Below are 25642 nucleotides of genomic sequence, written 5' to 3'. Positions count from 1 at the left end.
TACAGACCGAGATCGCATCACTATGCAATCTATGAGTGCACCCAATGCCGGGAATTGCTAGCCAACAATCGCGAGAATGTCATTTTCTTTGAGTACCAGGTACTCTTCGCCATCCAATTTGAACTCGGTGCCGCCATATTTTGCGAACAACACGCGATCACCCTCATGGACATCTATGACAGCACGGTCGCCATTGTCTAACAAGCGACCATTACCAACCGCAATAACGACCCCTTCCTGGGGCTTCTCTTTGGCAGTATCAGGGATAACAATACCGCTTTTGGTTACTTCTTCTTTGGCTGCGGGCTTTACCACCACGCGATCACCAATCGGACGAATTGTTGCCACGGTATATACTTCCTTTCGTCAATGAAACTTATCGGTCAGAAGATTGATGGGGTGCCTCTTCGTCTAAACCGTAATGAATAACACCCTCTATGTTCATAGAGCGATATTGCGAATAGTCACAACAACATGGGCCGCCAGCGGCACATCCGACGCAACAGAAGGTCTTTTCGCGTACCACCGTTGGAGGCCAAAGAATATCGATATCGCAATTTGCGCAACGTGGCGGCCTCTGAACGTCCTTCCGAACGGTATCAGCTAGATCGCCCTGTCCGCGCTCGCTTTCTTGATAAGAGAAATCATTGAAACCTTCGAAATCCTCTTGTCTCTTCATGGTAGTACCTTTTGTTGCAGCCCCCCTTGAAACGTCACTTTAGCTACGGGAATATTTCTCAGAAGAAAAATACCTGACGCTTCCTGCGTTATTGCAACTTTTCGCACCACGCTCTTTCCACTACATACAAAGATAGTATAGACCGACAACTTAACATCTTGAAAAATGCCTGTTGCAAGATCCTGTATCTTTGTACGTTTGAGTATCTCAGATGCGACTTTATTCTTTTCTCTGCTTACGAGTATGCCACACTAAGTGTTAGAAGCGCATAGGAATAGTGTTAGAGGAACGTTAGAATGCGTAGGATACTTCTCGAAATAGCGCTTTTATCCATTTTTACATTGAATCTCAGAAAGGACGCTTCTCCTTAACTTTGGCAGCATGGGATGCAAGCATATGTTACCGAAGGCGTATGGTACAATGAGCAGGCATGCACGCGTCCAAGCATTCATAGGGGAAGGGAGTCGGCAATGCCATATATTTCAACCATCAAAAATCGCCCATACACAATCGGGATTGTGAAGCCCAAACCAGATAATCAGACGACGATCACGCTCAACGGTTCTTCTCATACGCTCGACTATCATCAAATTATGACGCTCGCCACTGCATCTCATGGAGAGACTGGTGGGGGATATAGCTTGATTATAGGGGGAAAATCGTACGAGATATTCGCACGACCTCTCTCCCAGTCCAATGAGACGGATGCACAAAGCTATGAAATCCAAATCGCCGGGCACTATTTTATTGTGGAGGTGAGCGATGAGCGTACACAACTGCTGGCAGGTGCGGCTCGTGCTAACACGCATAGCGGCACAGCCAGGGTCCAGGCACCGATGTCAGGGCTGGTGATGAAGACAGTCGTCGCTCCCGGTGATAGAGTCAGTGCAGGACAAACCATACTCATCCTGGTCGCCATGAAGATGGAGAATGATATTACCGCACCCATCGCAGGTACCGTCAAGGAAGTCAAAGTCAGCACGGGTCAGACGGTCGATCAGGGACAACTACTGATGATTATCGAAGCAGAACAAACCTCCTAGTAATCTATGCTATAATTTTCCTGGCATTCAGTAAGAGGAGCAGTGCGTCATGAATCCGCATACGAGTAAAAACGTTGACGAGTGGCGTCATTCGGTAGCACAACAGAGTAGTAAAAAATCAGCCGAGCGAAAAAAAAGCGTCACCACCAGTTCAGGTATCCCCATTCCTGACCTGGCAACCGAGGAAGATCTCGCCGGCAGTGATATCCACCAACAGCTCGGCTATCCAGGCGAGTTTCCCTTCACGCGTGGCATACGTCCGAGCATGTATCGCGCACGCCTATGGACCATGCGTCAATATGCCGGCTTTGCCAGTGCCGAAGAATCGAATAAGCGCTATCACTATCTCCTGGGACAGGGAACAACTGGACTATCGGTGGCCTTCGATCTGCCAACCCAGATGGGCTACGATGCCGATCATTCTTTTGCTGAGGGCGAGGTGGGAAAAGTTGGAGTGTCTATCTCCAGCCTGGAAGATATGGAGACCTTACTACATGATCTGCCACTCGAAAACATCAGCACCTCGATGACCATCAACGCCACGGCCAGTATCCTGCTTGCCTTCTACATCGCAGTCGCGAAAAAGCAAGGCATGGATATACGCAAGCTTTCAGGCACGATCCAGAACGATGTGCTCAAAGAATACATTGCGCGCGGAACGTATATCTATCCGCCACAAGCCTCGATGCGCATCATCACGGACATCTTTCGCTATTGCTCTGAAGAACTCCCGCGCTGGAATACGATCAGTATCAGTGGTTACCACATCCGAGAAGCAGGAGCCACCGCAGCTCAGGAGATAGCCTTTACGCTTGCCAATGCGATCGCCTACGTCCAGGCGGCCATCGATGCAGGACTCAATGTGGATACATTCGCCGGACAGCTTTCCTTCTTCTTCAACAGTCACAACAACCTGTTTGAAGAGGTCGCCAAGTTTCGCGCCGCACGCCGCATGTGGGCACACATCATGAGTGAACGCTTCCAGGCGCAAGATCCGCGCTCCATGATGCTTCGCTTCCACACACAGACAGCCGGCTCAACGCTCACGGCGCAGCAGCCTGATAATAATATCGTACGCACAGCTTATCAGGCACTGGCAGCGGTCCTGGGCGGAACACAATCGCTCCACACGAACGCGAAAGATGAAGCCCTCTCGTTGCCAACAGAGGAGACCGCTCGGGTCGCGTTACGCACCCAGCAGATTCTGGGATACGAAACAGGTGTTGCCGATGTGGTTGATCCCCTGGCCGGCTCCTACTTTATAGAGTCTCTGACAGACGGGCTGGAACAACGCGCCTGGGAATATATTCAGCAGATAGATGCTCTGGGAGGTAGCGTCCGCGCCATCGAGCACGGATATATGCAGGCTCAGATCGAGGAATCCGCTTACAGCTATCAGCGCGCCCTGGATCAGGAACAAGAAATTGTGGTAGGCGTCAACCGCTTCAAAACAGAGGAGCTCAAACGTCCTCCGACGCAATCCATCGATCCAGCGATTGGAGCACGCCAGATTGCCAGACTGGCTATTTTAAGGCAGCGGCGCGATAATGAAGTAGTTGGACAGAAATTGCAAGCCCTTGAGCAAGCAGCTTCCGGAACAACGAATCTAATGCCGCTGATTATCTCAGCCGTCGAAGCCTATGCGACACTTGGAGAGATTAGCGATACCCTGCGCCGGATATTCGGTGAGCAGGAAGAATTCCATAGTATAGATTAGCATGGTATGCTTTCTACAGCTAGTTATAGAGTATAATTGAGACAATGTATGAAGATTGAGCGTAGAAAAATTGGAGTCTTTGACTCAGGTGCGGGTGGCCTGACCATCCTGGCAGACTTACGTAAAGAACTCCCTTATGAACATTTCGTCTACTTTGGCGACACCGCCAATTGTCCTTATGGTGTACGAAGCGAAGAAGAAATCATCGCCTTCTCGCTGCAAGCCTGTCAATTTCTGATCGATCAAGGAATTAAACTGCTGGTGGTCGCATGCAACACGGCCTCACAAGCGGCGCTCAGTGCGCTACGCGCCACCTATAATCTTCCGATTGTTGGCGTCGTACCAGCCGTAAAACCAGCCGCACGACTCACCAGAAATGGGCGCATCGGCATCACTGCCACGAACCAGGCCGCCCAATCAGCATATCTACACCACCTGATCGAGGACTTCGCCTCAGATGTCCAGGCCTACGCCGTCGGATGCTCTGAGTTGGTAACACTGGTGGAACATGGCATGTTGGATGGTCCGGTGGTTGAGGAGACCTTACAACATGCGCTACAACCTTTGACCGAAAAAGGAGTTGACGTCATCGTCCTGGGCTGCACACACTTTCCTGCCTTGCGACCAGCAATTGAAAAAGTGGTGGGAAAAGACGTTCAAGTAATTGATAGTGGAGCCGCCATTGCTCGCCGAACTCATACTATCCTCAAGGCAGAAAGGCTACTTTATCCAGAGAGCGAGCAAGAAGATGGTACAATACGCATCTGGTGCAGTGGTGATTCTCAAGATTTCAGTCAGGTTGCAAGTGCGGTGTTAGGATATACCGTACAAGCCTCTCATACACCATCATGAGATACAATTTGTCCGCTCAACGATGCGAAGGAATTTAAAGGAGATTATTCACGATGCTTGATAATATGGCTCTACAAGACAGCGATACGCCACCAAACACAGCGAAAAATAGCTCGATGCCATTCGCACGCTTCATATCGACGGTTTTATCGCCTGCGGTAGTAGCCTTACCATTCATCATATTGATGGCCTTATCCAACCAAAATCAAAACATTTTTCTTTCCGTCCTCATTACCATTTTCTTTCTCTGCATCGGTCCCATGACCTATATCTTTATCGGAGTCGTCACGGGAAAATTCACCGATCTCGATGTGAGTATGCGCTCGCAACGCACCGGACCTTTTCTGTTTGGGATCGCCTCAACCTTGATCGGGTATATCGTCCTCAGTCTCACCAACGGACAAAAAAATCTTGAAACGTTACTGCTCCTGATATCTGTTAGCGGCATCATCATGATGTTTATCACCTTCTGGTGGAAGATCAGCATGCACGCCTCAGCGCTCTCAGCCGCCGTAACCGCCCTTACCTTCGTCTATGGACTTATCGTCCTACCTGCCTATTTACTCGTCATCCTGGTCAGTTGGTCGCGAGTCAAACTGCATCGTCACACCCTCAGTCAGGTCATCGCAGGATCAATCGTAGGCGTCGCCCTCTCATGGGTGCTACTAAAAATACGAGGTTTTTAAGCACCGTACTGAACAGATCACATTGATACTTCAAAAGGAAAATGTCATCCTTCTCATAAAAGAAGGATGACTTTGATGTCACAAATCACGCTTATACGACTCTCTAAAGATCATCCTCATGCATCTTCGATATTCTTTAAAAACGTATCTAAGGCTAAAGACTGAGATGCATATGCTTGCATACCTGCCTGGCTTATGCGCGGGGAGACAATGCCGTTACGAACTTGAAAGCGTCCAGTTGGCCCCCCATTCACAAAAGCATAGCCAGGTTGATAGACATGCAAGAATAAAACTACTTGCTCACCCACGGTATAGAGAGGATCGTCATCAACTTCGTAGCGGGTATTAGCCAGAATCCCACCAGTCTGGTGGATAATAATTGTCTGCGTGCTTGCTTTACCCTGTGGATCCCATGCAGCTTTATTTATACTCAAAATGTAATCCGTATAAACAAGACCCTTAGAGTCTTTTTCTGTACTTTTTACACCTGAGACATGCCCGTAAACAACCGCATCTGATGCGTACTTTGCACTCTTAATATCAGCATATCCAGAGGACCAACTGGCATCCATATGAACAGTCTTTGTAACCTCATTATTTAAGGCATTATTTGCGGAAGAACTTTGACAGCCAACCATGAACAGCATTAGCCCTCCTGAAAAGAGTATAGCGATGACAAATAGAAAAGAGCGAACGGAATGCTTTCTCATCATGATCTTATCCTTTGCATCTAAAAAACTAATACTGTGCATTCACTCCATTAATGTCATCACTCTTGGGTGTATTAATATAGCCACAACTGGCCGTATATCGTCCAGAAGATCCAGAAGTGTATGGGTTTAATAATACGCAAGCACTTACATGTGCCAGGCCATTCAAATGCCCTAATTCGTGTGCCGACACCGACTGAATGGTTCCAGCATTATAGGAATGTGTATAATAGGCATTTAAATACATTGTAGCACTTGTATACGTTGGTCCACTCGACCCAGGAGACAGTGAAGTGAGGCCATCCCATCCAACGGATGAATTCGAGGTATCGGTTGCACCAATGGTGCTTTGACCATATCCGACAGTCGTATAGTAAACATTTGCAGCACTCGCGTTCCAGCTATTAATTCCATTTTGCCAACCAGTCTGATCATAGGAATTCATAGGCCCTTCCAGAATAATTCCCAACCTTAAACAACATCCACCACTGGGTTGACCTGACCATCTCCCACCTAACAAGATATAAGCATAAGCTTGACTTATACATACAGAAAATAGTACTGCTACAAACATGACAGGTAAAACGAAACGTACAAGTGTTCTTTTCACAGAGATATCCTTTCTCTTTAAAAGCAATATCTTAAGGAGATATCAATGCAAATAAAGTAAATATTAGTGAGAAACGTCCCGATCTTCGGTTATTATTTCCATTCCGATATTTACCTTAAGCACACAACACTATTATGGTATATCATATCCCCCTATTAATATTTTTACACTTCAATAATATTAAATATAGCATAAAATATAAATATGCACAAGAGTAAATTATGTTTTTTTGGTTCCAGATCATATATTATTTATACTAGGTATTAGCTATCATGTAACAATATAGGACATATTTAAAGAGGCAAGCAATTTTCTACTATCTTAAATATATCTAGCACTCACTCATATAAGAGATTCATTCGACACCTAAAATCATATCAAAGCAATTATCTCAGTCCAGGGGATGGCATTATTGGGAGGATAGCGATCTGGTTGATAAAACACCTGGATGCCGTGTTGCAGTAACCAGGATAAAGCAGGAGCGAAATCAGGCTCCTGAGCGAGCTCGGCGCTAGCTCGGGGGAATACGGAGATGGGAAAGTGAGGCTGCTGAGTCCATGTACATAGAAGCGAGAGGAGATAGGTATCGGTGATGCCAGCCGCCCATTTGCGCAGGGTGTTAAAGGTGGCTGGGACCACGACTGCGGCGTCGAAAGAGGGAAGCGGATCGAGTGGTTGCATGATGGTGACCGGATGATGCGTTTGCTGCGTTAGAAGTGCTTCATCGATAAATGCACGCGCATTGGGAGTCGCAATGATCCAGACATCCCAGGAGTCCTGCTGAGCCAGCGCGACAAAGTCCTGGATCTGCCTGGCGGAGAGCGCGGCACAGACCAGCACAGCTAACGTCCTCAAAATATCACCTCATTAAAAAGAAGCAGATGGATCAACGCTTGTGGTTGATCCATCTGCTTGCACTGCAAATCGTCTGCGCACGATATGTAGTTTGTATTCTGACTACTCCGGAGTGGCAGAGCTAGCCCCAGCAGGGAGAGCCACACGCGTCGGTATGCCGTCGCGCAAGGCAGGAGTTGGCGTGGCAGGTCTGGCACGCAATTGAGCCCGAATGGCAGGTGCCTGGGCGTGACGCGTGGACGATACTGTCACACGTCGTACCAGCCAGATGAAGCCAAAGACACTGGCCCAGTTGACACAGGCTAAGGCGACCAAGAAGACCCAGGTAGGCAGACTCTCGGTAGCGAAGTACAGAAGGCCAGTAACCAGAATATTCGCCAGCGTGACAGGCATCAAAATCAACCAGGCGAATTGCATCAACTGATCGGCACGCAACCGTGGGAGCGTGGCACGAATCCAGATGAAGACTGCGCACAAGGCATAAATCTTGATAACGAAGTAGACGAGCGCCATGATGTTGCCCACGAAGCCCCAGAGCAGGGAGTTTTGGCCAACTAAGAAGCTCACTCCAGGACCAGAAAAGCCTCCCAGGAACAAGTAAGTAGCAATCGCAGACACAATTGTCATATTGCCATACTCACCCAGAAAGAACATAGCCCAGCGCATACCGCTATATTCAGTCATATAACCCGCAACCAGCTCGGACTCGGCTTCAGGCAAGTCAAAGGGAGCGCGGTTCGTCTCAGCCAGACCGCAGATGTAGTAGATGATGAGCATCAGTGGCTGGAAGAGAAAGAACCAGGACCAGGGAGTGAAGCCCTGGAAGAGGAAATCCAGAATGCCGATGCCGGTATGATGCCAGGCCGCGTTCTGGAAGAGCATGATTTCGTAAGGGACAATCGTGCCGACGCCGCTCTGTCCAGAGTAGCTCGGGAAGCCCGGTGAGCCCGCCAGGACGCTGGTCAGCATGATGACGCTGATAAAAGCCAGCACGAGTGGCAGCTCATACGAGATCATCTGCGAGGCTGAACGCAGGCCACCGATCAACGAATATTTGTTATTCGAGCCCCAGCCTGCCATGATCACGCCAATCACATCGATAGAGCTCATCGCGACATAAAATACCAGGCCAGTTGCGATCGAGACACCAGGCATCTGAATGTAGGGCGAAAAAGGCATGATGGCAAATGCTGCGATTACCGGTGCCAGGAAGACAGATGGCGCGAAGATCAACATCGCTTTATCTGAATTGGCCACATGAATATCTTCTTTGAGTAACAGCTTACCGACATCGGCAACCGACTGGAGCATGCCCCAGGGGCCTGTATGGAGAGGTCCATAGCGGTCCTGCATCCAGGCGATAATCTTCCGCTCAAATAGCACCAGAATCGTCGCGCTGGTCAGCACAAAACCAAAGATGGTAAGAAAGGCTACGACAAATTGTAGGAAAGACCAGGAAATAATTCCTGTCCACAATTGCTGCAACCATAAATACCATGGGGTATCAGTCATAACTATTGCTAACATTTGATAACTCCAAGGAAAAGCAGCAAACATAAAAATGAGTTATTCACTACTTCACAGACACGCTTATCGATCGACCTCACCAAGCACGATATCAGTGCTACCGAGAATAGCAATCGTGTCACTGATCTTATGTCCACGTAGCAGTTCAGGGACGATCTGCAAATTGACAAACGATGGACCGCGCAGTTTGGCGCGCCAGGGATATTCACTTCCGTCGCCGATCAGATACACACCCAGCTCGCCTTTGCTACTCTCAAGAGCGAAATAGGTCTCGCCACGAGGTACACGCAAGGCAATGGGAGTACGCGTGCCAATCGGACCACCGGGCATTTTATCGATGGCTACCCGACACAGACGAATACTCTCTGTAATCTCCTGCATGCGCACCGAATAGCGGGCAAAGCAGTCGCCTTCCTGACGTACACAGACGTTCACAGGAACCTCACGATACGCCATGTAAGGGCGATTGACGCGTAGATCCCAGTTGACGCCGCTGGCGCGTAGCATCGGACCCGTCAGACCATAAGCAAGAGCCTGTTGAGGATCAATATATCCCACGCCTTGTGTGCGCGACATAAAGATTTCATTACCACTCAACAGACCATCCATCTCAACCATATTTTTTTCTAAGGTATCCAGGAAAGCTTCACATTCTGCCAGCCATCCTTTGGGGAAATCGTGCAGCACGCCGCCAACACGCAGATAGTTGACGTTAAAACGACTCCCGGCCAGAGCCTCAAACAGCGAGAGAATACCTTCACGATCGCGGAACGCCCACAAAACAGGAGTCGTCGCACCCAGATCCAGTCCATAGGTACCGATACCTACCAGATGGCTCGCGATACGCTGCAATTCATTGGTAAGCAAACGAATATATTGTGCACGTCTGGGCGCTTCAATATTCATCAATTGCTCAACAGCACCCGCATAGGCAGTCTCATTGAGCATCGGGGAGAGATAATCCGCATTGTCCATATAGCGGATGCCGCCCATAACAGGACGATTCTCTAAAATCTTCTCAATACCACGGTGGAGATAGCCAATCACTGGGGTGCAATTTGTGACAGTTTCGCCTTCCAGGGTGATGATCAGACGCAACACACCGTGAGTACTGGGGTGCTGCGGCCCCATATTTAGCAACATTTCCTGCGTCTTCAGACCCTCTGACGTGCCCGTCAGTTCGTACTGAAGATCAGTATCTTGATTCGTAGCCATAAGCTTCCTCTAGTTTGTGTGTCTTCTTCGTTGCCACTTTAGTAAACGAACGCCGAAACTAACCGACCACAGTAAAGCAATCATTGCCATCATGCCAGCAAAAACGTAGCGGTTGGGACTACTTTGTACAAAGAAGGAATAAGCGATGATCCAACATCCCAGCGCCACCACAGCCCCAATCACTAACGGGCGAACCCCAGCAGATGTTTGTGGGGCTGGTCGCTGGCGATAGACTTGATCAGGCAGCACAGGCTGAGCAATACTAGTGATGATACGTTGTTTTTTTTTGCGCTTTTTGAGCTGCGGCATGATATCTATGCCTTCCGTCCGGGTCACCCATCAACCACGTAGAACTAATTACTTACTAGACGGTCCGGTACCCGGCACGGACTCACCAGCCTGCGACGTTCCTTGCAGATTCGCATCTTTCTGCACCGATTCCTGCGTATGCACAAAGGTAGGTGTACCAGGATGTAATCTCTCTTCCTGACCTTGTCCCAATTTCTTTTGCACCACGTGCTCAACATTTTGCTGCTGATATTGTCCGGAAACGGCCATGTTTGGATCAATCTGGGTAGTGGCACGAGGTTTCACAGTCATAGGAACCTGATGGAAAGTCTTCAGGAGAGGATAACCTTCGAAATCATCATCGAGCAACATGCGGCGCAGGTCTGGATGGCCAGCAAAACGAATGCCGTACATATCATAGGTCTCACGCTCCAGCCAATTGGCGGTCGGCCAGACTGAGACAACGCTATCGACTTCGGGTGAGACATTGTCGATACGAACTTTGACCTGAAGCAACTGTCCACGCACGGTTGAACGTGCATGATAGACAGTCTCTAAATGGTCTAGCATATCGGTCCCTGAAATACAGCTAAGCAGATCAAAACCCAGCTGATCACGCAAGAAGCGTGCGACTGAAAGCAGATGTTCGCGCTCAACCTCCAGGCCGAGATAGTCTCCCTTCTGGACTTGCGGAACAACTGGCTTCCCAGTGATTTGTGCCAGCGGAGCCAGATCACGAGCCAGAGCGGCGTTCTGATCCCGATAGCCAGTAGTAGCACTGGGAATATTTTTTGAACGAGGTACTAGATCCATCGTGTGACTCCCTTACGCCAGGCATACAACAATCCGAGAGCAAGGACCACAATAAAGAAGACGATTTCGCAAAAGCCGAAAATGCCCAATTGTTTGAAGATGATAGCCCAGGAGATAACAAAAACGATATCTACATCAAAGGCAACGAAGAGCAGAGCATAGATGTAAAATCCGAGTGGATATTGTATCCAGGCAGAGCCAATGGGAGCTTCTCCAGATTCGTACGTTTGCAGTTTTTCTTTTGTCGCTTTATGTGGAGCAAGCAGATTTCCAGCCGTCGTGGCGACGATCACAAAAACGAAGCCAGCTGCGAGCAGGATACCTGCATATAAATATCCAATATTAGACACGCTTTTCCTCCCAATAAATACCTCCGCCAATAGCAGCGGAGGTCAAGAAAATGCTGAATAGATTATAGCACAGAGATGGGAGGGCGACAATTTTACTGTAACGTCGGCATCTCGACCGAGTCTGGTTTGGCGATCAGCTGAATGGCCGGGAAACCAGACATATCAACCGATTCGGTCATATGCACCACAATGACGCTTACATTGTCTTCTCCACCGCCATCCAGAGCAGCCTGGATCAGTCCATCACCGATATCGGCCGGATGTCCATCAAATTCTTTGATGACCGCTTCGATTTTCGGATCACGTACCATATCCCATAAACCGTCAGAACAGAGGATAAGCTTATCACCTGGCTGTAATTGCACCATAAACGAATCAACTTCAACCATGGGTTTTTCTCCCAGGCTGCGATAGATCTGGTTGCGCTTCGGATGCGTGTAGATGTCATCAGGCTTGATGATGCCGGCCTCTACCAGGCTGGCAACCACCGAGTGATCCATCGTTACCTTCTTCAGTCCCGTCCCCGGACGGTAGAGATAGGTTCGACTATCGCCCACATTGGCTACGTAGCCAACACCATCCACAAACAGCGTGGCAGTGACAGTTGTTCCCATATCGCAATTTTGCTGCACGTTGTTTTGATGCACTGCCACGTTTGCCTCTTGCACCCCTTCAACCAGGAGGCGGGTATAGACATCGCCCTGACGCAATCCCTGGCCGACAATTTTCGGCAAGACATAATTAATTACCGTCTGGATCGCCAGGCGACTGGCATCCTCACCATTGGCATGGCCGCCCATACCGTCAGCCACCACAAACAAGCCAAACATAGGGGGTCGTGCTGAACCCTTGACGACTCCTTGCGCCACAAACAAGCTATCTTCATTTGGCTTATACTTGCGCTTAATGCCGGGATCGGAACGCGCACCAACGACAAAACCCAAACGCTGTCCACTTAAATGGCGCATGGCATATGGAATAGTCTTTTCGGGATCATGATATTCATCTTCCTCTGACTTATTATCCATAATATCGACCGTAGGCTGCTCCGCAATAGAGCGTCCTGGTACAATCGTCGGCTGCTCCGCGATGGCTCCCGCCGGTACAACCGTGGGCTGCTCCGCAATAGAACTGGAGCTGGTGATAGGAGGACGAGCCGGTGCCGCAGAACCAACTCCATTTGCCTGACTATAGACAGCAGGGAGGGGTGTATAGCCACGCTGCTGGGCACTTGTATCAACCGGAATCAGCTGCTGCTGGCAATTGGGACAGGAACGAGTATCTGCATTTACAGTCTTGTTGCAGCGAGGGCAAAAATGGGCCACCATTCCTAAAGAACCAGTCTTCACAACAGCAGGCAGGGGAGATGACGATCCGACCATCTGGCCCTGGCTCTGATTCTGAGAGGCTTCCAGCTCCGCCAGACGAATGCGCTGGGCATCGATTGTCGCATGCTGCTCGGCATCCGCCAACTCTGCTTCCAGAGCACGTTTGCGTCGCTTCAAGCGGGCACGCCAGTTGATAAAGATCACAAAAAGCACTAATGCAATCAGAAGAGCTAAAAACAGCGCCAGTTGCCAATAGGGAATTTGCACTCCGTTCACTGTGACGCTTCCAGGGGTCGCAGATAATGTTCGCTGCTGCTCACCAGTGCTCTGGGCCGCTCGACCACTCTCAAGCGTAGTGAGGCTGGCAAAATGTTGCGCGGCTTGAAAGCTGGCATTGGCTGTATACGCTTTCTGGAAGGAGGTATGAGCTGTAGCAGTCGCTTGATTATAATAAGCATCCATGCCATTTTTCCAATTTTGATAGACGGGACTCAGCGCAGAGGTGCTCGCTCTCTTGGGCAAGACTGCACCCAGGAATGGAACCAGCGCTGTAGCAGGTACTGTCGCAGACGCGTTTGTCCCTACATGCATCCCAACGAGCTCACCAGTACTATTCACCAGCGGCGTACCCACTTCAGTGGTGACATTCTGCTGCGTCATAATCGCTGGTGTACGATATAAAGTCAATTGATTCTCATACGTAGTCGATAACGCTGAGCTGATATTCGACGTTTGCAGGCCATTCAGCGTCGCATCACTCTGAGTCAGCGAAAGCGCTTTTCCTCCATCACTCGTGGAAGTCCCATTCGTCTGCCCAGGAGCGAGATCAAGAAATGGCTGCGGCTCATCAACCCCACTTGTAAAAGAGAATAAAGCAGGACTATCAGAGCAGGCACTATCCTTAGACACACAATGCACAGAAATATCAGCAGCATTAACAGTAAATTTGATAGCCTGCTGAGAATTATAGCCAGTACTGGTATAAATAATAATACTTGTGAGCTTTGCAGCCGGTTCAGACGGCAAACAGGTAGCTTTGTTTCCTGTATTCACTAACGATCCGTCGGTGAGTACCCAGTTTTCATAGCGGCTAACACTACCGGAGGTAAGTTGACTCAAGACAAAAACGCCCAAACCAGTACACATAATAGTAGAGTTCGCAGCAGATCCCGTATTCGTAGCATCTTCCGTACTTGTATACGAGACAAGCAGGCGAATAACAGAGACGCCAGCACGCGTCACATCCTGAGAAGGAAGCGGCGTTGGCGTCTGTCGGGCAACAGCAAAGGCAGGAGAAGAGAACCCAACTTGCAGGGCGATGATGAGCCAGATACATAAGAAAAAAAATGGCAGTTGAAAGCTCACTGATCTCCGGGAGTTGAGACGATGCGTACTCATTGACACTTTCCCTTCATGCCAGATAGACAGTGCATAAAAGATTGCCTCTTACCGTCCTAAACGATTTTTCAAACTAAAGAAGAGTTGTTGGACAGCTGGATTGCCTCCCAGCGGCCCGTTGATAACATAGCCACATTCGCGGAAGGCATCTTCTAATTTCCCTTCGCGCTCATACACCTGACTCAGCAAATAGCGAGCCTGGGTATCCGCAGCATTCAACATCAGGATCTGTACGAACGCGTGCTCGGCAACCGACCATTGGTTTACACGCATGGCAACCTGACCCAACGAAAAGTATAAGCGCAAACGCAAAATTTCCGGCTGCTGAGGAACCATCGATAACGCCTGCTGATACTCACGCAGAGCAGGCTCTACCTGATTCGTCTTCTCATAACACTGCGCCAGACGGTCATGGGATTCAAAATCCTGTGGATTAATTCGCAAAGCTTGCGTATATGGCTGGATAGCCTGAGCCGGCGATTGCCGTAAAAAGAGCCAGACATCTCCGATCAACTTATGCGTGCTAGCCATACCATTGTTGAGTGCAAGTGAGCGATTATACGCCTGGAGCGCCAGATCCACTTGCGGGGGCGTGCGACGTGCAAAAACCTGCCCAAAGATTTGATGGACCAGAGCATTGTTTGGCTCCAGGGTGTGCGCCAGTTGGATGGCTTCGTACGCAGCGTCAATCCTCTTTGACGTTAGATGAGCCAGCGAAGTTGTAATATATGAACCGGCAGGCCCACCAGTCAGCGATCCCGATACGGGCCTCACAGGCGTGGGATTAGCTCCAACAAGAGAATTTTGTCCGGAGCCGGAAGCGCCTTCTGGCTTGGAGCCAGCAGGAAAGGCTCTCTCTGTTGCCGCGATGGCTTCTGGTTTCACCGCGACCATTGATGGCACAACAGTCACTGGTGGCAAAGCCAATAATGCACGTTCCAATTCTGCGGCACTCGCCCAGCGCTGTCCCAGTTCAGGAGCCAGAGCTTTCATCAAGACGCGCTCAAAGGCCGGCGACACATCAGGTCGCAATGCGCGGATGGGTTGAAACGAGAAAAGTGTCGGCTTATTATTACTGGCATCATGCCGCGTGAGCAAGCGATAAATCGTTGCTCCCAGCGCATAGATATCACTACGAGGCTCGGGCTGACCATATAACTGCTCAGGAGGAGCATAGCCAACAGTCATAATGACGGTGGCCTGGAGTTGTGACTGAAAGGTGCGAGCGATACCAAAATCGATTAATTTAATTTCGTCACGTCCTGTGACCATCACATTGGATGGCTTCAAGTCACGAAAAATAATCGGTGGCGTCTGCGCATGGAGATAGCCAAGCACACTACTCACCTGACGCATCCAGCTGCGGGCACGCAACTCGGTAATGCCACGTGCTCCCTGCACGCCAGCCACATTGGCCTCACGCTCCAACATCTCAGCCAGTGTAAAGCCATCGATAAAATCCATCACCAGGTAATGGCGGCCATTCTCAGCAAAGAAGTCACGCACACGCGGAATACAAGGGTGATTCAGCTCCAGCAACATCGTTGCTTCACGCTCAAACCACTCAATCGCCTGTGCGCGCTCACTATCGTTATGAAACTTATCCAGTAGCTCTTTTACCGCACACGGACGCTTAAAACGACCATCGATGGCTTTATACACAGCACCCATACCGCCAGAGGCAATCGGTCTTTCCAGAGTATAACGCCCCCCAGAAAGAACAGTACCCGCTGCCAACCCCTTCCGAGGTCCACTCTCGCCCGTTGCAGGAAGGGCAGCATCAGAAGATGGCGGTGTAAAAGGTGTGTGTTCATTAGCCGGCACATCACTTGGTGGCCGCGGTGGAACTGGCGTCGAGCCATTTCCTGGTAGTTCGTTGTCGGTTTCAGCATTCGATGAATAATTATTTGACATACGTATTTTACACCGCGAAAACTAATTGAACTCCTTGTCATTCCTGTGACAGATGCCACTTCATGGGGTTCAAATATATATGCGCTCCATACCTTCAATTTCGGCTTTTCTAGGGGGCATTATAACACATCTTTCCTTAAGTGAGCAGTGGATGCTTCCAGAGTCCTACAGCGACGCCCTAAACTATCCCTATAAGTCATGGTAGCAATTGGCTTCAGAGCAGCCCGAAGCCAATCACTAACACAATCGCTTATCCTTTACTAAGGAATACGAGCTAAAGCACGATTTTTAACGCAACACTTTCTTTAACAATCGCAGCAGCACTCATCAACGAGATTCTGGACGATCAGTGACAGCGAGCGCATGGGAGGGAAAACCCTCAAAATCGGCCAGGCGACGGGTAGCTGCGCTCAAAGGACCATAGCCTTCAGCGGTAACATAGCCCACAGTGGTACGCTTCAAGAAGTCATAGACAGATGTGCTGGAGAAGGTGTGGGCAAAGCCGCCTGTGGGTAGAATAGCATTCGTGCCCAGAGCATAGTTAGCCAGAGGACCAGAGGTCCGCGAGCCTAATAATATCTCGCCCGCATTCTTCAGTTCAGGCAGGATAGCAAAGGGTTCCTGCGTGTGTACCAGCAGATGTTCCGGCGCGTATTCATTCACAAAGTCAATAGCTTCTTGCAGATTGCTGGCTAAAACCAGTCCACCAGTCCCTTTCTCCCCTTCAAAGCCGGTACGACAGAAACTCTGACGCGGCTCAGGCAGCGCGGCAATTTTAGCCGGCAAAAGCTCCTGGACAGCTTCAAGCAAAGCCCGGCTATCGGTAACCAGCAGGCTCGAAGAGTCGGGGCCATGCTCAGCCTCAACCATCAGATCGAGCGCGACCAATTCTGGATCTGCATAGCGATCGGCAAGCAGGGCCGACTCGCTTGGTCCAGCAGGTAGGCCGACATCAAGCGTGCCGTAGAGCAGGCGCTTGGCGGCAGATACATAGGGACTACCAGGCCCAGTGATCTTACGGACACGGGGAATGGTCTCAGTTCCATAGGCCAGTGCGGCAATGGCCTGAGCGCCACCAGCACGATAAATCTCATGCACACCACACATATCAGCAGCAACCAGGGAAGCAGCATCAATCTCGCCATCAGGTGCCGGTGGCGTACAGACTACGATGCGAGGCACACCGGCAATACTGGCAGGGGTGGCCAACATATACATGACAGAAGGAAAAGCTCCCTTCCCACGTGGGACATACAAGCCAATGCTGGTAATAGGGGTAATCTTTTCGCCGGCCATCACGCCAGGAGCAACCTGCGTAAACCACTGCTCCTGAGGCAGCTGACGCTCATGGAAGGTGCGCACATTACGGATCGCCAGTGTCATCGCTTCCAGAACATCTTTATCGAGAAGATCATAGGCTCGATCAATCTCCGCACGCGTCACACGCAGACGGTCAGCGGTCAGATGAACATGATCAAAACGCTCCATATATTCGAGAAGTGCAGCATCGCCTCGATCACGCACGGCATGCACAATCGGGCGTACATATTCAAGGAGATCATCAATCGCAACTTCAGCTCGGCGCATCAGGCGCGCACGCTGCGCTGTGTCCAGATCAGCCAGTTTGTACACATGAATCATAAAATATACTTCTTCCTTTCATCCACTTGACCAAAAAGGACCAAACAGACGCAAAATAATGGATATACCAGCTTGAATGGTCATCCTGTATCATCATACGCGACAAGCAGGATTATTGTCCAGGCCCCCGCTTACCCCTACACATCGCCTGAGAGCGATAGCAAACATGTACGTAATCCTGGCAAGTTGGGAGAAAAACTGTGCAATAGCTAGGTTTCTCTACGCAAACTATGTTATGATTGCCAAAACCCTTTGAGTAGTGAAGATGAGGATATCTATGGCACACCAAGACCCAAAACAGGAGATAGTCAATCGATTAACACGCTTACTTGTTTCAAACATCAGCAAAGTTCCGGCCGGAACACAGAATGACGGTAGTCAGGGGGCCAAATATAAGACCCTGCGCTTTCTCAAGGCACGCTCTATCGAGGGCCGCCAGGTTCATATCGTCGTCTTCGAAAACGGACAGGGCCAGGAGATGCATTTCACATGCTACGTTGAGCAAAATGCTCAGGGCCACTGGCAATTCCGTGGGGCATCCGGGGATGGGATTATGGGAAGTAATCCAGGGCCAGTAGTCGAGCGAGCCTGGGCTAATCTCAGCGGTGGAGGCATGCCCAATCACTTTTATGCAGGTGGTTTTGTGGCCGACCATGGCCAGGGAGTGACAAGGGTCAAATTAATTGCAAAATGCGGTACGACGCTTGAGGATACGGTTGAGGATGGCATGGTCCTCTTCTTAACGCATCAACCAGTTGATCTCCCTATCGAGGCAGAGTTATATGATCAGGATGGCACTTTGGTCTACACACATAAAGTCCTTGGCTGACAACAAGCATCTATCTCGACATGTTGAGCATGTCCATAAAGCCCCAGGACTTCAGATCGCGCTCCAGGTGATAGCGGATTAAGCTGTGCATGGCGGCTTCAATCTCCACCTGGATGCGGGTATCAAGATGGAAATGCGGAACGTTATTCCACTCCGTACGCTGGAGCAAGCGCAACACCTTGAGTCCGTTCATCGAGAGCGACTGCGACCAGAGGTGCGCGCATTCAGGACAGAGCGCTCCACCAAGTGTAGGGGTGAAACCATTTTCCTCCGGCTTCAGCTCATTCCCACAGTGAGCGCAGTTGCGCAGTACAGGCTCGTAGCCTATATAGGAAAGCAACGATATTTCAAAATAGCGTAGCAGCAAATTTGTACGATCGCGATCACGTAGTGATGGCTCAATGCCTTCGGCACGACGTTTCTGTAGATCCAGAGCATCGGCATCCAGAGCCCGCAGTGTACGCAAGAACAGGGTGTAGACATTCTGCTGCTGCACATTATCTTCCACAAAGCGATCGATCAGCTCAGCCAGATAAAAACCACACGTCATATGCCAGAGCTCATTGCGTACATGAGAAAAATTCTCTTTGGCTTGCGCTTGTGTGATGATATCAAAGGTACGACCAACCGCCAGCTGCAACTGACTTTCACACAGCAGTTCAAGATGGCCAGCTTTTTTACTCCCTGGTCGGCGAGAGCCCTTGGCCAGCGAGCGCATCTTTCCTTTATAAGGGGTAAAAATCGTCAACACGCGATCAGCTTCGCCCAGATCAGCGTGTTTGATAATGATAGCGTCTGTGGAATAACTACGTTGTTCGCGCATAGTGGATATCCAGGTGAGATACAAAAAAGAGAGACGTGGCAAAATGCCACGTCTCGTTTGGAGGCGACGAGCGGACTTGAACCGCTGGTGCAGCTTTTGCAGAGCCGTGCCTTACCACTTGGCTACGTCGCCTAAAAAAGGGGAGCGGGAGACGGGATTCGAACCCGCGACATCTTCCTTGGCAAGGAAGTGCTCTACCACTGAGCCACTCCCGCATCTGCATTTCTGTAAGTAAGAAGTGCATCACGTTTGTAGGGATAAGATATCATACAGCACCTAATTTGTCAACAGTTTTACTCAGGTAAAAATCCCCGCTGCTGCAAAAGAGCAAGGATAGCAGCCAGATTTTCGGCCGGGACATGTACCAGGCGTTGCTCGGCTTGAACCTCAGAACCAAGTAAGGCAGCAACCTCTTTATCTGCTTGCAGGTCGTGTAACACATCGGCGGAGAGACGCAGGAGCGGAGCCTGCTCAACATAGATACGTTTGCTTCTGACATATCCCCCACCCCAGAGTTTGAAGCGGATCAAAAAAGAGCCCGGAATACCATCAATGCAATAATGCTGTAAGAAAGCAATAATCTGATCCAGTGTAACCTCATCATCAAGGGCACGCTGTAAGGATGCAGCAGTGATGCGCAGCCATCCAGTTGAGGGGTCACGTTCGCAGAAGAGCAGGGCCTCGGCAATGAGATAAAAATCAAGGACGGCATAAAAAGGCGCCAGTAAACCATCCTCATGTAGCTTCCACTGCGGCTCATAAGCGGTAGCAGCTTGCGTCGGTGTCAGAGCATGCTCTGGCACGACAGAATGGGCCGGCAAGTAGTTCTCATGCCAGAGCAGTTGCTGGACCGCAAGCAGCTGCGCTGGTACCACTTCGACGAGCTGCGGAGTCAGGCGTCTTCTAAAGAGCGTCCGAAGCTCAGGATCAGCCAGGAAACGATCCAACAACGAGCTATCCTCAACTTCAAGGAGAGTGGCCGTCGGCCAGACTTCAATCCGACGTGCCTGACGTTCCCATTCCTCAAGAGAATAGCGCACATTCTGTGGGATATCAGTTTCAACGGCGCTCTCTAGCACGGCCAACATGGCATCGACATGGATATCCCGCTGAATCGCCTGCGTGACGCTGGCTTTTGTCAAACGATATTGAGCTACATGTTCCAGGCTGATGCGTTCGGCAAAGGTGTCCAGCTTTACCAATAGCCCTTCGACAATGGGCGCTAAAACAACAAGATCAAAGTTGGGCTGGATAATCAGGCGGCCGCTGAATGCAGGAGCATCTTTAAAAGCTGTGTCGCCCATAATGAAGGCGCTGGCAACCGAATATTGAAAGTCTGAGGAGAGCTTCTCTTGATTAAGTTGTACCAGACCCATCCAGTTCAGAGGCCCGGTGATCATCGCCCGGATAAAACCACCCTCGACCATGTGCCATCCCTCACGATGCGTCAACCAGCCACGCCGCAAGCGGAAATCCCATCCATAGGGATTGCTCCCTTGCGAATAGCGCTCGGCCCGAGGTCCATATTGACGGGGAAAGAGCAGGTAAGGAACGTACAATTTAGTGCGAGCTATGAAGGCCGACTGATCATGCCACTCCTGGACCGTTTCTACGATGAGGCGCTCCAACGCCTGACGCCGTGCGTGGATCACTTCTTCGTGCGCGGGTATCAAAGGATCAGGAGCCGGCCGGATGTTGATCTCGGAGAGATAAAGCATTTCGTTCCAGAAATGCGTATCCATATAGGCGCGAAAGCATTCTCTGGCACGTTGCGCCAGCGGAAGCGAAAAGAAATGTTCGGCAGGCTGTACACAAAGCATATTTTGACGAACCGAGAACAATCCCAATTGCAGCAACAATAAGCGCATAAAGAGTAAGCGTGGATAATCGCTCTCCAGACGTAATTGTTCAACCTCATCCTGAGCGTGCATCAGTTCAACCACCTGACGCAAACTGGTCCGCGAGAGCAGACCGTTATTGACCAGCGCGAGTCCACCACGCGTGGCCGCCACGAAGGACCAGTAGAGATAGAGTGTGCGCTGAAATGCTTGCAGATGCACATCTAATGTATCCGCAATCTCCTCAGGCTCATGGACAGGTGTAAGAGCCTCTGAAGGCCATTTGCGGCGGATGACCGATAAAGTAGTCTGGGGGACAATTAAGACACCATCATGCATCCCGCTGGCATATTCTCGTCCCACGAAATGCGTCTGCTTCCCCCAAAATACGTATCCCTGCACGAGCAGTTGCCGCAGGGCGTGTTCAAAAGGTCCATGTGGATGCGGCACCGGATAGTGAGGCGATTGGAGTGCAGTTCCAGCTTGATATCTGAGCGCGGCCTCACCAAAGGAGATAGTATCATCGGGAACGGCAATATCTTTTTTATCGAGCTCCAACAGGCCAGCACATTGCGCGTAAAGGGCCAGATCGCGACTATTTGTACGCCCTCCGCAGGCGACCAATTCACGCAGTAGCAAGACTTCAAGCTCGTTCAGTTCCTGAAGGACCTCGCCAATCGAGTCGGTATTCAAAATATACTGCGCGATTTCCAACAATACTGGAGTAGAAGCTGTCGCAGAAAGATCTACAGGCACCGCCCCAAGGCTAAAAATACGGGCGGATTGCGGAACGCGTCGCGCTTTCGCGATCACTTGCAGATGATAAAGAGGCACAGTCTGCAATAATTCGAGGTCATTCTGATCCATACAGCTCCTCGTCATGAATAAGCGGAGACTGTCCCCGCCGTTTGAGATCCTCAGTTATGCGCCCGACAGCCTCTTTATGCACCACCAGCAAGGTGGGATGGAGTTGTCGTATCACATATTCATCAAGCGTTGTGGTAGCAGAAAGCTCACGCATCACCGTCGTATCAGCCACCTCCAGCAACGTCACCCCTGTATAGAGACGCACGCGTCCGTAGCTAGCGATCCAGCGCTTCAACTGCGCCAGGAGTTGCTCACAGGGGCCATGCTCTTGCGTTTCCGCCTCAGCTAGCGAGCGCAGAATCTCAAGCAAGCGATCGGGACGCTGTCCACGTCGCAGCGCATCGCTCAACGCCTGCGGAGTAAAATGATAATGCAAACGTCCTTCCGCGACACCGGCTACCTCGGCAAACGTCTCCAGCAGCTCGATTGTTGGCCAGAACTGCGCCGCACAGGCCACAAGCACATGCTCATTATCTACGACTTGCAGCGGCGCCTCGGCTACCTTCTCAGGATAGCTAGAGGTGGGGGCATCGACTGATCCAGTATGCAACAGCCAGGCGGCCAGATCGGTTAGTTTGAACGCTAACAAGCGTCCTTGTGCAGAAAGCGCGACCTCGCACAGTCCCCACCAATGCAACGGACCAGTAATAAATTGCGCCAGATAGATTTGCTCCGCACGTTGCCAATCGCCGAGATGATGCGGCCTGAGCACTTTAGTCGCCTCCGCCTCCAACCACCAATGAGGGGTGGGCAAGAGACGCTGACGCCTCTGTAAAAATAAAGGATTCAGGCGAAAGACAAATCGGGCAAAGGCAGCGAAACTCATCCATTGTTGGGTAGGAGCCTGCGCCAGTAACGTGATCAATATCTGACGCGCCTCTTTATTTTCCTCGCCAATTTCGCCAGAACGTACCATCGGCACATTCTGAGAGCTCATCCGATAACGTATCTGGACCCCCTCTTCAAGCAGAGCAAACAGCTCAGCGGTAGAAGCATGTTGGAGCCAGAGCTGAAAGAGATCAGAGAGCACATCGGCATGTACAGACCCGAGAAGCAAATGGGCAACATTAGGTAGAGTACGTAAGGTAGTAATCTCGCGTTCCGGTTTTTGTACGATACCAGCCAGGACCAGAACAGAGACAGCAAAGCGAGCAAAGGGGCGCGTAAACGGCACTTTCTTTTGCACAGTATCAAGCAAGGCCTCCGAGGGCAGATTGATGGAGGTCAGGAGACGCGAGGTGCCCACAGTAGATGATGATCCAGCGATGCTCCCAGGAAAAGGTGTCTCGACCATGTGGATGGAGGCCCATGGATCAGACATCTCAAGCTCAACCCCATCCAGAGCGCGTGCCACCTGCAACAGATCAGAGAGGATACGATAACTCTGCACCGGCTGCACCTGTGACATCCCATATTTTTCATCTTCTTGAGACACGTCAAAAGGAGTTACTGGCACCGACACGCGTAGAGCACTGCGCACCTCTGCAGGCACAAACCAATCGACATGCGCAAGGTTGCTCGTATGCGTCACACGGAGCGGAACCTCAGCGGCTGGAGCATTAATATGGAAGAGGAGCGCCTTTCTTTGTAGCGCTAACAGCGCCTGTTGCAGTTGCGGAGGTTGTCCGAGCCCAAAGCGCTCAAACAAACCATGAACATCATCATCGCTAATAATCCCTCCGGCCAGAGAGAGAGCGGCCAGAAGCTGGCGCTGCGCTTTCTCAAGCGTTGTAGCGATACGACGCACGCTATCCGGCTGCTTGATCGACTCCAGGATCGTCTCCGCCAGTTGTGGCTTCGAAACGCCATTGGTCGATAGATTGTATTCGCGAGCGATACCTCGTAACTCGCTCAAGCTGAGTTGTCCTAAGATGGTGAGAAGATCAGGACTATAGCGAACAGTCGCCGTACTGACTGACAACGTGCGATGTTGTGCTGGTAGTACGCTCTCAGGCTTGCTCACTTCACGTACCGGTGCCGGTGCACGTCGAGCAGGCACAGCAGCAGGCAAGAAAGTATCATTGATAGTGTCTTGCTCATCGGGAACAAGCAGGGAGGTAAAAGTGGTCGGTTGAGCTAACCAATGATAGAGAAGTGCAGCCCCATGAGCACATAACAAAGAGCCCTGTCCATCATATGAGCAGGAACTCACCCAGGCTTCCGAATTAATAATCTCAACTTCAACCGAAAAAGAGTGAATAGCGGCAGTCGCATCATCGGATGGAGTCGCATCATGATCATCCAAAGCAGTCAAAGGATCAGCTTGAGCGACATCAACTTTACCGCGTAAGCGCATACCCTGCCTTTGCGTATCCCATATCGTAGCAGTGCGATTATACTCTTGTCCCAGGGAAGCCGAATTCAAGCCTGCCATACGGATAATATCGGCAGCTCGTAGACGCTGCAAAGCGCCAGGTACCACGTTTTCCATCAAGGCAATGTACTCAAAAAATCTAATCTGAACTCGTATGTCCGGCAATGATAGCACGGAGTATCTGTTCAGGTCAATATTTATCAAACTGTCACAGAGTAGGTCAAATAGAGGCACATGCAGAGATAGTCGTAAACAAAAATTCCCTTTTACGTCCTCCTCCTCTGTGATATCCTACGTAGCAGAGAAGCACAACGCCTCTCTATTATAGAAACGATACGTCATTCCCTATTTGCGAAGAATCACTCCACGCTGCGCAATAAAGAGTAAGCGTGGATGGTGCGAAAGGTAGATAGCTTTTTTATGCGATGGTTAGAATTAACGATCCAGACCCATCCAGAAGCGGTCGAGTCGGTCAGTGAATTATTAAGCAGCTACTCCCGAGACGGAGTGGTGATTGAAGAACCGTATGAGCTAAGCGAGGATGGACAAGACTATCATATTCTGGTAGGACAGCCTGTACAAATCCATGCCTATCTGCCATTGGATGGAACAGAACAAGAGAAACAAAAGCAGATCGAGCAAGGTCTCTGGCATTTCGCCAGTATAGGGGCGCATTTTGTGGGCGAATTGCAGACGCGTGAGGTCGATGAAGAGGATTGGGCCAATGCATGGAAAGATTATTATCATGTCACTCATATTGGAAAACGCCTCGTGATACGCCCCTCCTGGCGCGAGTATACGGCGAAGAACGATGAGGTGGTCCTGACACTTGATCCTGGTATGGCCTTCGGAACAGGTGTCCATCCGACAACGCGCCTGTGCCTGGAACGCGTGGAGAAACTGGTACAACCCGGCATGCGTGTCCTGGATGTCGGTACCGGCTCAGGTATTCTGGCACTGGCCGCGGCGAAGTTGGGAGCAGCCCATATCGTGGCGATCGATAATAGCAGCGTCGCCGTAGAGAGCTCGCAGGCCAACGCAGAGCTCAACGAGCTAGAAGATCAGATCACTGTGGTACTCGGCGTGCTCGATAACGCCGAAGCGCAGCGAACAGAGGGTCAATACGATCTGGTACTGGTAAACATCTTTGCCCACATCATTGGTGGGATCGCACCCCAGCTCGCGCAGGTCCTCGCCCCACAAGGCATCCTGGTAGCCAGCGGCATCATCGAGGCACGCCGACCCGATGCGGAAGTTCCACTTCTGGCGGCCGGCCTGGAGCTGATTGATGAACTAAAAATCGATGACTGGTTAGCCCTTACCTATCGAAAGCGAGTATAGACCA

22 protein-coding genes and 2 tRNA genes are annotated in these 25642 nt (G+C 50.5%); 6 read left to right on the top strand and 18 right to left on the bottom strand.

Translation table 11 applies throughout. The features are described from left to right. Positions 1-57 precede the first annotated feature (57 nt). Both groES and AC27N8_RS25440 read right to left on the bottom strand, forming a co-directional pair. Positions 58-348 carry a co-chaperone GroES gene (groES, locus tag AC27N8_RS25445; RefSeq protein WP_487070660.1) on the bottom strand — a complete coding sequence of 97 codons (291 nt, stop codon included), beginning with the start codon at positions 346-348 and terminating at the stop codon, positions 58-60. A gap of 28 nt (positions 349-376) precedes the next feature. Next, positions 377-679, bottom strand: coding sequence for a hypothetical protein (locus AC27N8_RS25440; protein WP_487070658.1), 303 nt, complete (start codon positions 677-679; stop codon positions 377-379). A gap of 470 nt (positions 680-1149) precedes the next feature. Between AC27N8_RS25440 and AC27N8_RS25435 the strand changes: the two genes are divergently transcribed. Genes AC27N8_RS25435 through AC27N8_RS25420 form a run of 4 tightly spaced genes read left to right on the top strand, consistent with a single transcriptional unit; the run spans position 1150 to position 4977 of the window. Beyond that, entirely contained in the window at positions 1150-1722 is a 573-nt protein-coding gene (locus AC27N8_RS25435) for an acyl-CoA carboxylase biotin carboxyl carrier protein subunit (RefSeq protein WP_487070656.1), read from the top strand. A gap of 49 nt (positions 1723-1771) precedes the next feature. After that, complete coding sequence (locus tag AC27N8_RS25430; RefSeq protein WP_487070654.1) at positions 1772-3439, top strand: acyl-CoA mutase large subunit family protein; 1668 nt, start codon at positions 1772-1774, stop codon at positions 3437-3439. A gap of 48 nt (positions 3440-3487) precedes the next feature. Further along, positions 3488-4291: a glutamate racemase gene (murI, locus tag AC27N8_RS25425; protein WP_487070652.1), complete on the top strand. Its 804-nt coding sequence runs from the start codon at positions 3488-3490 to the stop codon at positions 4289-4291. Positions 4292-4344: 53 nt separating this feature from the next. Beyond that, positions 4345-4977, top strand: a complete 633-nt coding sequence (locus tag AC27N8_RS25420) for a phosphatase PAP2 family protein (protein WP_487070650.1) — start codon at positions 4345-4347, stop codon at positions 4975-4977. Positions 4978-5093: 116 nt separating this feature from the next. Here AC27N8_RS25420 and AC27N8_RS25415 read toward each other — a convergent pair whose 3' ends face one another. From AC27N8_RS25415 to hisD, 11 genes are all read right to left on the bottom strand, one after another. Continuing rightward, positions 5094-5690: a hypothetical protein gene (locus AC27N8_RS25415; RefSeq protein ID WP_487070648.1), complete on the bottom strand. Its 597-nt coding sequence runs from the start codon at positions 5688-5690 to the stop codon at positions 5094-5096. 25 nt (positions 5691-5715) lie between these two features. Beyond that, a complete protein-coding gene (locus AC27N8_RS25410; RefSeq protein ID WP_487070646.1) occupies positions 5716-6132 on the bottom strand; it encodes a zinc metalloprotease in 417 nt (138 codons plus the stop codon). A gap of 537 nt (positions 6133-6669) precedes the next feature. Further along, positions 6670-7152 (bottom strand): flavoprotein, encoded by a 483-nt coding sequence (locus AC27N8_RS25405; protein WP_487070644.1) that lies wholly within the window; start codon positions 7150-7152, stop codon positions 6670-6672. Between the two features lie 102 nt (positions 7153-7254). After that, on the bottom strand, positions 7255-8679 hold the full coding sequence (locus AC27N8_RS25400) for a complex I subunit 1/NuoH family protein (RefSeq protein WP_487070642.1): 1425 nt from the start codon (positions 8677-8679) through the stop codon (positions 7255-7257). Between the two features lie 63 nt (positions 8680-8742). After that, complete coding sequence (locus AC27N8_RS25395) at positions 8743-9894, bottom strand: NADH-quinone oxidoreductase subunit D (protein ID WP_487070640.1); 1152 nt, start codon at positions 9892-9894, stop codon at positions 8743-8745. A gap of 9 nt (positions 9895-9903) precedes the next feature. Next, entirely contained in the window at positions 9904-10203 is a 300-nt protein-coding gene (locus tag AC27N8_RS25390) for a hypothetical protein (RefSeq protein WP_487070638.1), read from the bottom strand. A 48-nt stretch (positions 10204-10251) separates the two neighbouring features. After that, on the bottom strand, positions 10252-10995 hold the full coding sequence (locus tag AC27N8_RS25385) for an NADH-quinone oxidoreductase subunit C (RefSeq protein WP_487070636.1): 744 nt from the start codon (positions 10993-10995) through the stop codon (positions 10252-10254). Further along, positions 10986-11345, bottom strand: coding sequence for an NADH-quinone oxidoreductase subunit A (locus AC27N8_RS25380; RefSeq protein WP_487070634.1), 360 nt, complete (start codon positions 11343-11345; stop codon positions 10986-10988). Before AC27N8_RS25380 ends, AC27N8_RS25385 begins: the two co-directional genes overlap by 10 nt. A gap of 92 nt (positions 11346-11437) precedes the next feature. Further along, positions 11438-14071 carry a PP2C family protein-serine/threonine phosphatase gene (locus AC27N8_RS25375; RefSeq protein WP_487070632.1) on the bottom strand — a complete coding sequence of 878 codons (2634 nt, stop codon included), beginning with the start codon at positions 14069-14071 and terminating at the stop codon, positions 11438-11440. 48 nt (positions 14072-14119) lie between these two features. Continuing rightward, entirely contained in the window at positions 14120-15985 is a 1866-nt protein-coding gene (locus AC27N8_RS25370; RefSeq protein WP_487070630.1) for a protein kinase domain-containing protein, read from the bottom strand. 327 nt (positions 15986-16312) lie between these two features. Next, on the bottom strand, positions 16313-17626 hold the full coding sequence (gene hisD / locus AC27N8_RS25365) for a histidinol dehydrogenase (protein ID WP_487070628.1): 1314 nt from the start codon (positions 17624-17626) through the stop codon (positions 16313-16315). 277 nt (positions 17627-17903) lie between these two features. On the opposite strand from hisD, the gene AC27N8_RS25360 reads away from it, so the two are divergent. Next, positions 17904-18455: a hypothetical protein gene (locus tag AC27N8_RS25360; protein WP_487070626.1), complete on the top strand. Its 552-nt coding sequence runs from the start codon at positions 17904-17906 to the stop codon at positions 18453-18455. A gap of 10 nt (positions 18456-18465) precedes the next feature. On the opposite strand, the gene recO is transcribed toward AC27N8_RS25360, so the two are convergent. The 5 genes from recO to AC27N8_RS25335 all read right to left on the bottom strand — a co-directional run bounded on the left by recO (position 18466) and on the right by AC27N8_RS25335 (position 24414). After that, a complete protein-coding gene (gene recO / locus AC27N8_RS25355; protein WP_487070624.1) occupies positions 18466-19278 on the bottom strand; it encodes a DNA repair protein RecO in 813 nt (270 codons plus the stop codon). 58 nt (positions 19279-19336) lie between these two features. Next, positions 19337-19410, bottom strand: a tRNA-Cys gene (locus AC27N8_RS25350). Positions 19411-19421: 11 nt separating this feature from the next. Beyond that, positions 19422-19493: transfer RNA gene (locus AC27N8_RS25345), tRNA-Gly, on the bottom strand. A gap of 78 nt (positions 19494-19571) precedes the next feature. Then, entirely contained in the window at positions 19572-21983 is a 2412-nt protein-coding gene (locus AC27N8_RS25340; RefSeq protein WP_487070622.1) for a helicase-associated domain-containing protein, read from the bottom strand. Further along, entirely contained in the window at positions 21970-24414 is a 2445-nt protein-coding gene (locus tag AC27N8_RS25335; RefSeq protein WP_487070620.1) for a helicase-associated domain-containing protein, read from the bottom strand. Before AC27N8_RS25335 ends, AC27N8_RS25340 begins: the two co-directional genes overlap by 14 nt. A 276-nt stretch (positions 24415-24690) precedes the next feature. On the opposite strand from AC27N8_RS25335, the gene prmA reads away from it, so the two are divergent. Continuing rightward, the gene (gene prmA / locus AC27N8_RS25330; protein WP_487070618.1) at positions 24691-25638 is read left to right on the top strand and encodes a 50S ribosomal protein L11 methyltransferase; all 948 of its coding nucleotides are present in this window, start codon (positions 24691-24693) and stop codon (positions 25636-25638) included. Positions 25639-25642 lie beyond the last annotated feature (4 nt).

This window comes from Dictyobacter sp. Z7_2 (assembly GCF_057551105.1).
The sequence above is the reverse complement of the archived record's forward strand: the minus strand, read 5'-3'. Positions and strand labels throughout refer to the sequence as shown.

Bases quoted from the DNA above. Each gene is read 5' to 3' on its own strand.
- murI (WP_487070652.1), top strand. From the start codon at position 3,488: ATGAAGATTGAGCGTAGAAAAATTGGAGTCTTTGACTCAGGTGCGGGT.
- recO (WP_487070624.1), bottom strand. From the start codon at position 19,278: ATGCGCGAACAACGTAGTTATTCCACAGACGCTATCATTATCAAACAC.
- AC27N8_RS25385 (WP_487070636.1), bottom strand. From the start codon at position 10,995: ATGGATCTAGTACCTCGTTCAAAAAATATTCCCAGTGCTACTACTGGC.
- AC27N8_RS25420 (WP_487070650.1), top strand. From the start codon at position 4,345: ATGCTTGATAATATGGCTCTACAAGACAGCGATACGCCACCAAACACA.
- hisD (WP_487070628.1), bottom strand. From the start codon at position 17,626: ATGATTCATGTGTACAAACTGGCTGATCTGGACACAGCGCAGCGTGCG.
- AC27N8_RS25335 (WP_487070620.1), bottom strand. From the start codon at position 24,414: ATGGAAAACGTGGTACCTGGCGCTTTGCAGCGTCTACGAGCTGCCGAT.
- AC27N8_RS25435 (WP_487070656.1), top strand. From the start codon at position 1,150: ATGCCATATATTTCAACCATCAAAAATCGCCCATACACAATCGGGATT.
- AC27N8_RS25400 (WP_487070642.1), bottom strand. From the start codon at position 8,679: ATGTTAGCAATAGTTATGACTGATACCCCATGGTATTTATGGTTGCAG.
- AC27N8_RS25410 (WP_487070646.1), bottom strand. From the start codon at position 6,132: ATGAATTCCTATGATCAGACTGGTTGGCAAAATGGAATTAATAGCTGG.
- AC27N8_RS25370 (WP_487070630.1), bottom strand. From the start codon at position 15,985: ATGTCAAATAATTATTCATCGAATGCTGAAACCGACAACGAACTACCA.
- AC27N8_RS25390 (WP_487070638.1), bottom strand. From the start codon at position 10,203: ATGCCGCAGCTCAAAAAGCGCAAAAAAAAACAACGTATCATCACTAGT.
- AC27N8_RS25430 (WP_487070654.1), top strand. From the start codon at position 1,772: ATGAATCCGCATACGAGTAAAAACGTTGACGAGTGGCGTCATTCGGTA.
- AC27N8_RS25375 (WP_487070632.1), bottom strand. From the start codon at position 14,071: ATGAGTACGCATCGTCTCAACTCCCGGAGATCAGTGAGCTTTCAACTG.
- AC27N8_RS25395 (WP_487070640.1), bottom strand. From the start codon at position 9,894: ATGGCTACGAATCAAGATACTGATCTTCAGTACGAACTGACGGGCACG.
- AC27N8_RS25415 (WP_487070648.1), bottom strand. From the start codon at position 5,690: ATGATGAGAAAGCATTCCGTTCGCTCTTTTCTATTTGTCATCGCTATA.
- AC27N8_RS25340 (WP_487070622.1), bottom strand. From the start codon at position 21,983: ATGGATCAGAATGACCTCGAATTATTGCAGACTGTGCCTCTTTATCAT.
- prmA (WP_487070618.1), top strand. From the start codon at position 24,691: ATGGTGCGAAAGGTAGATAGCTTTTTTATGCGATGGTTAGAATTAACG.
- AC27N8_RS25360 (WP_487070626.1), top strand. From the start codon at position 17,904: ATGGCACACCAAGACCCAAAACAGGAGATAGTCAATCGATTAACACGC.
- AC27N8_RS25440 (WP_487070658.1), bottom strand. From the start codon at position 679: ATGAAGAGACAAGAGGATTTCGAAGGTTTCAATGATTTCTCTTATCAA.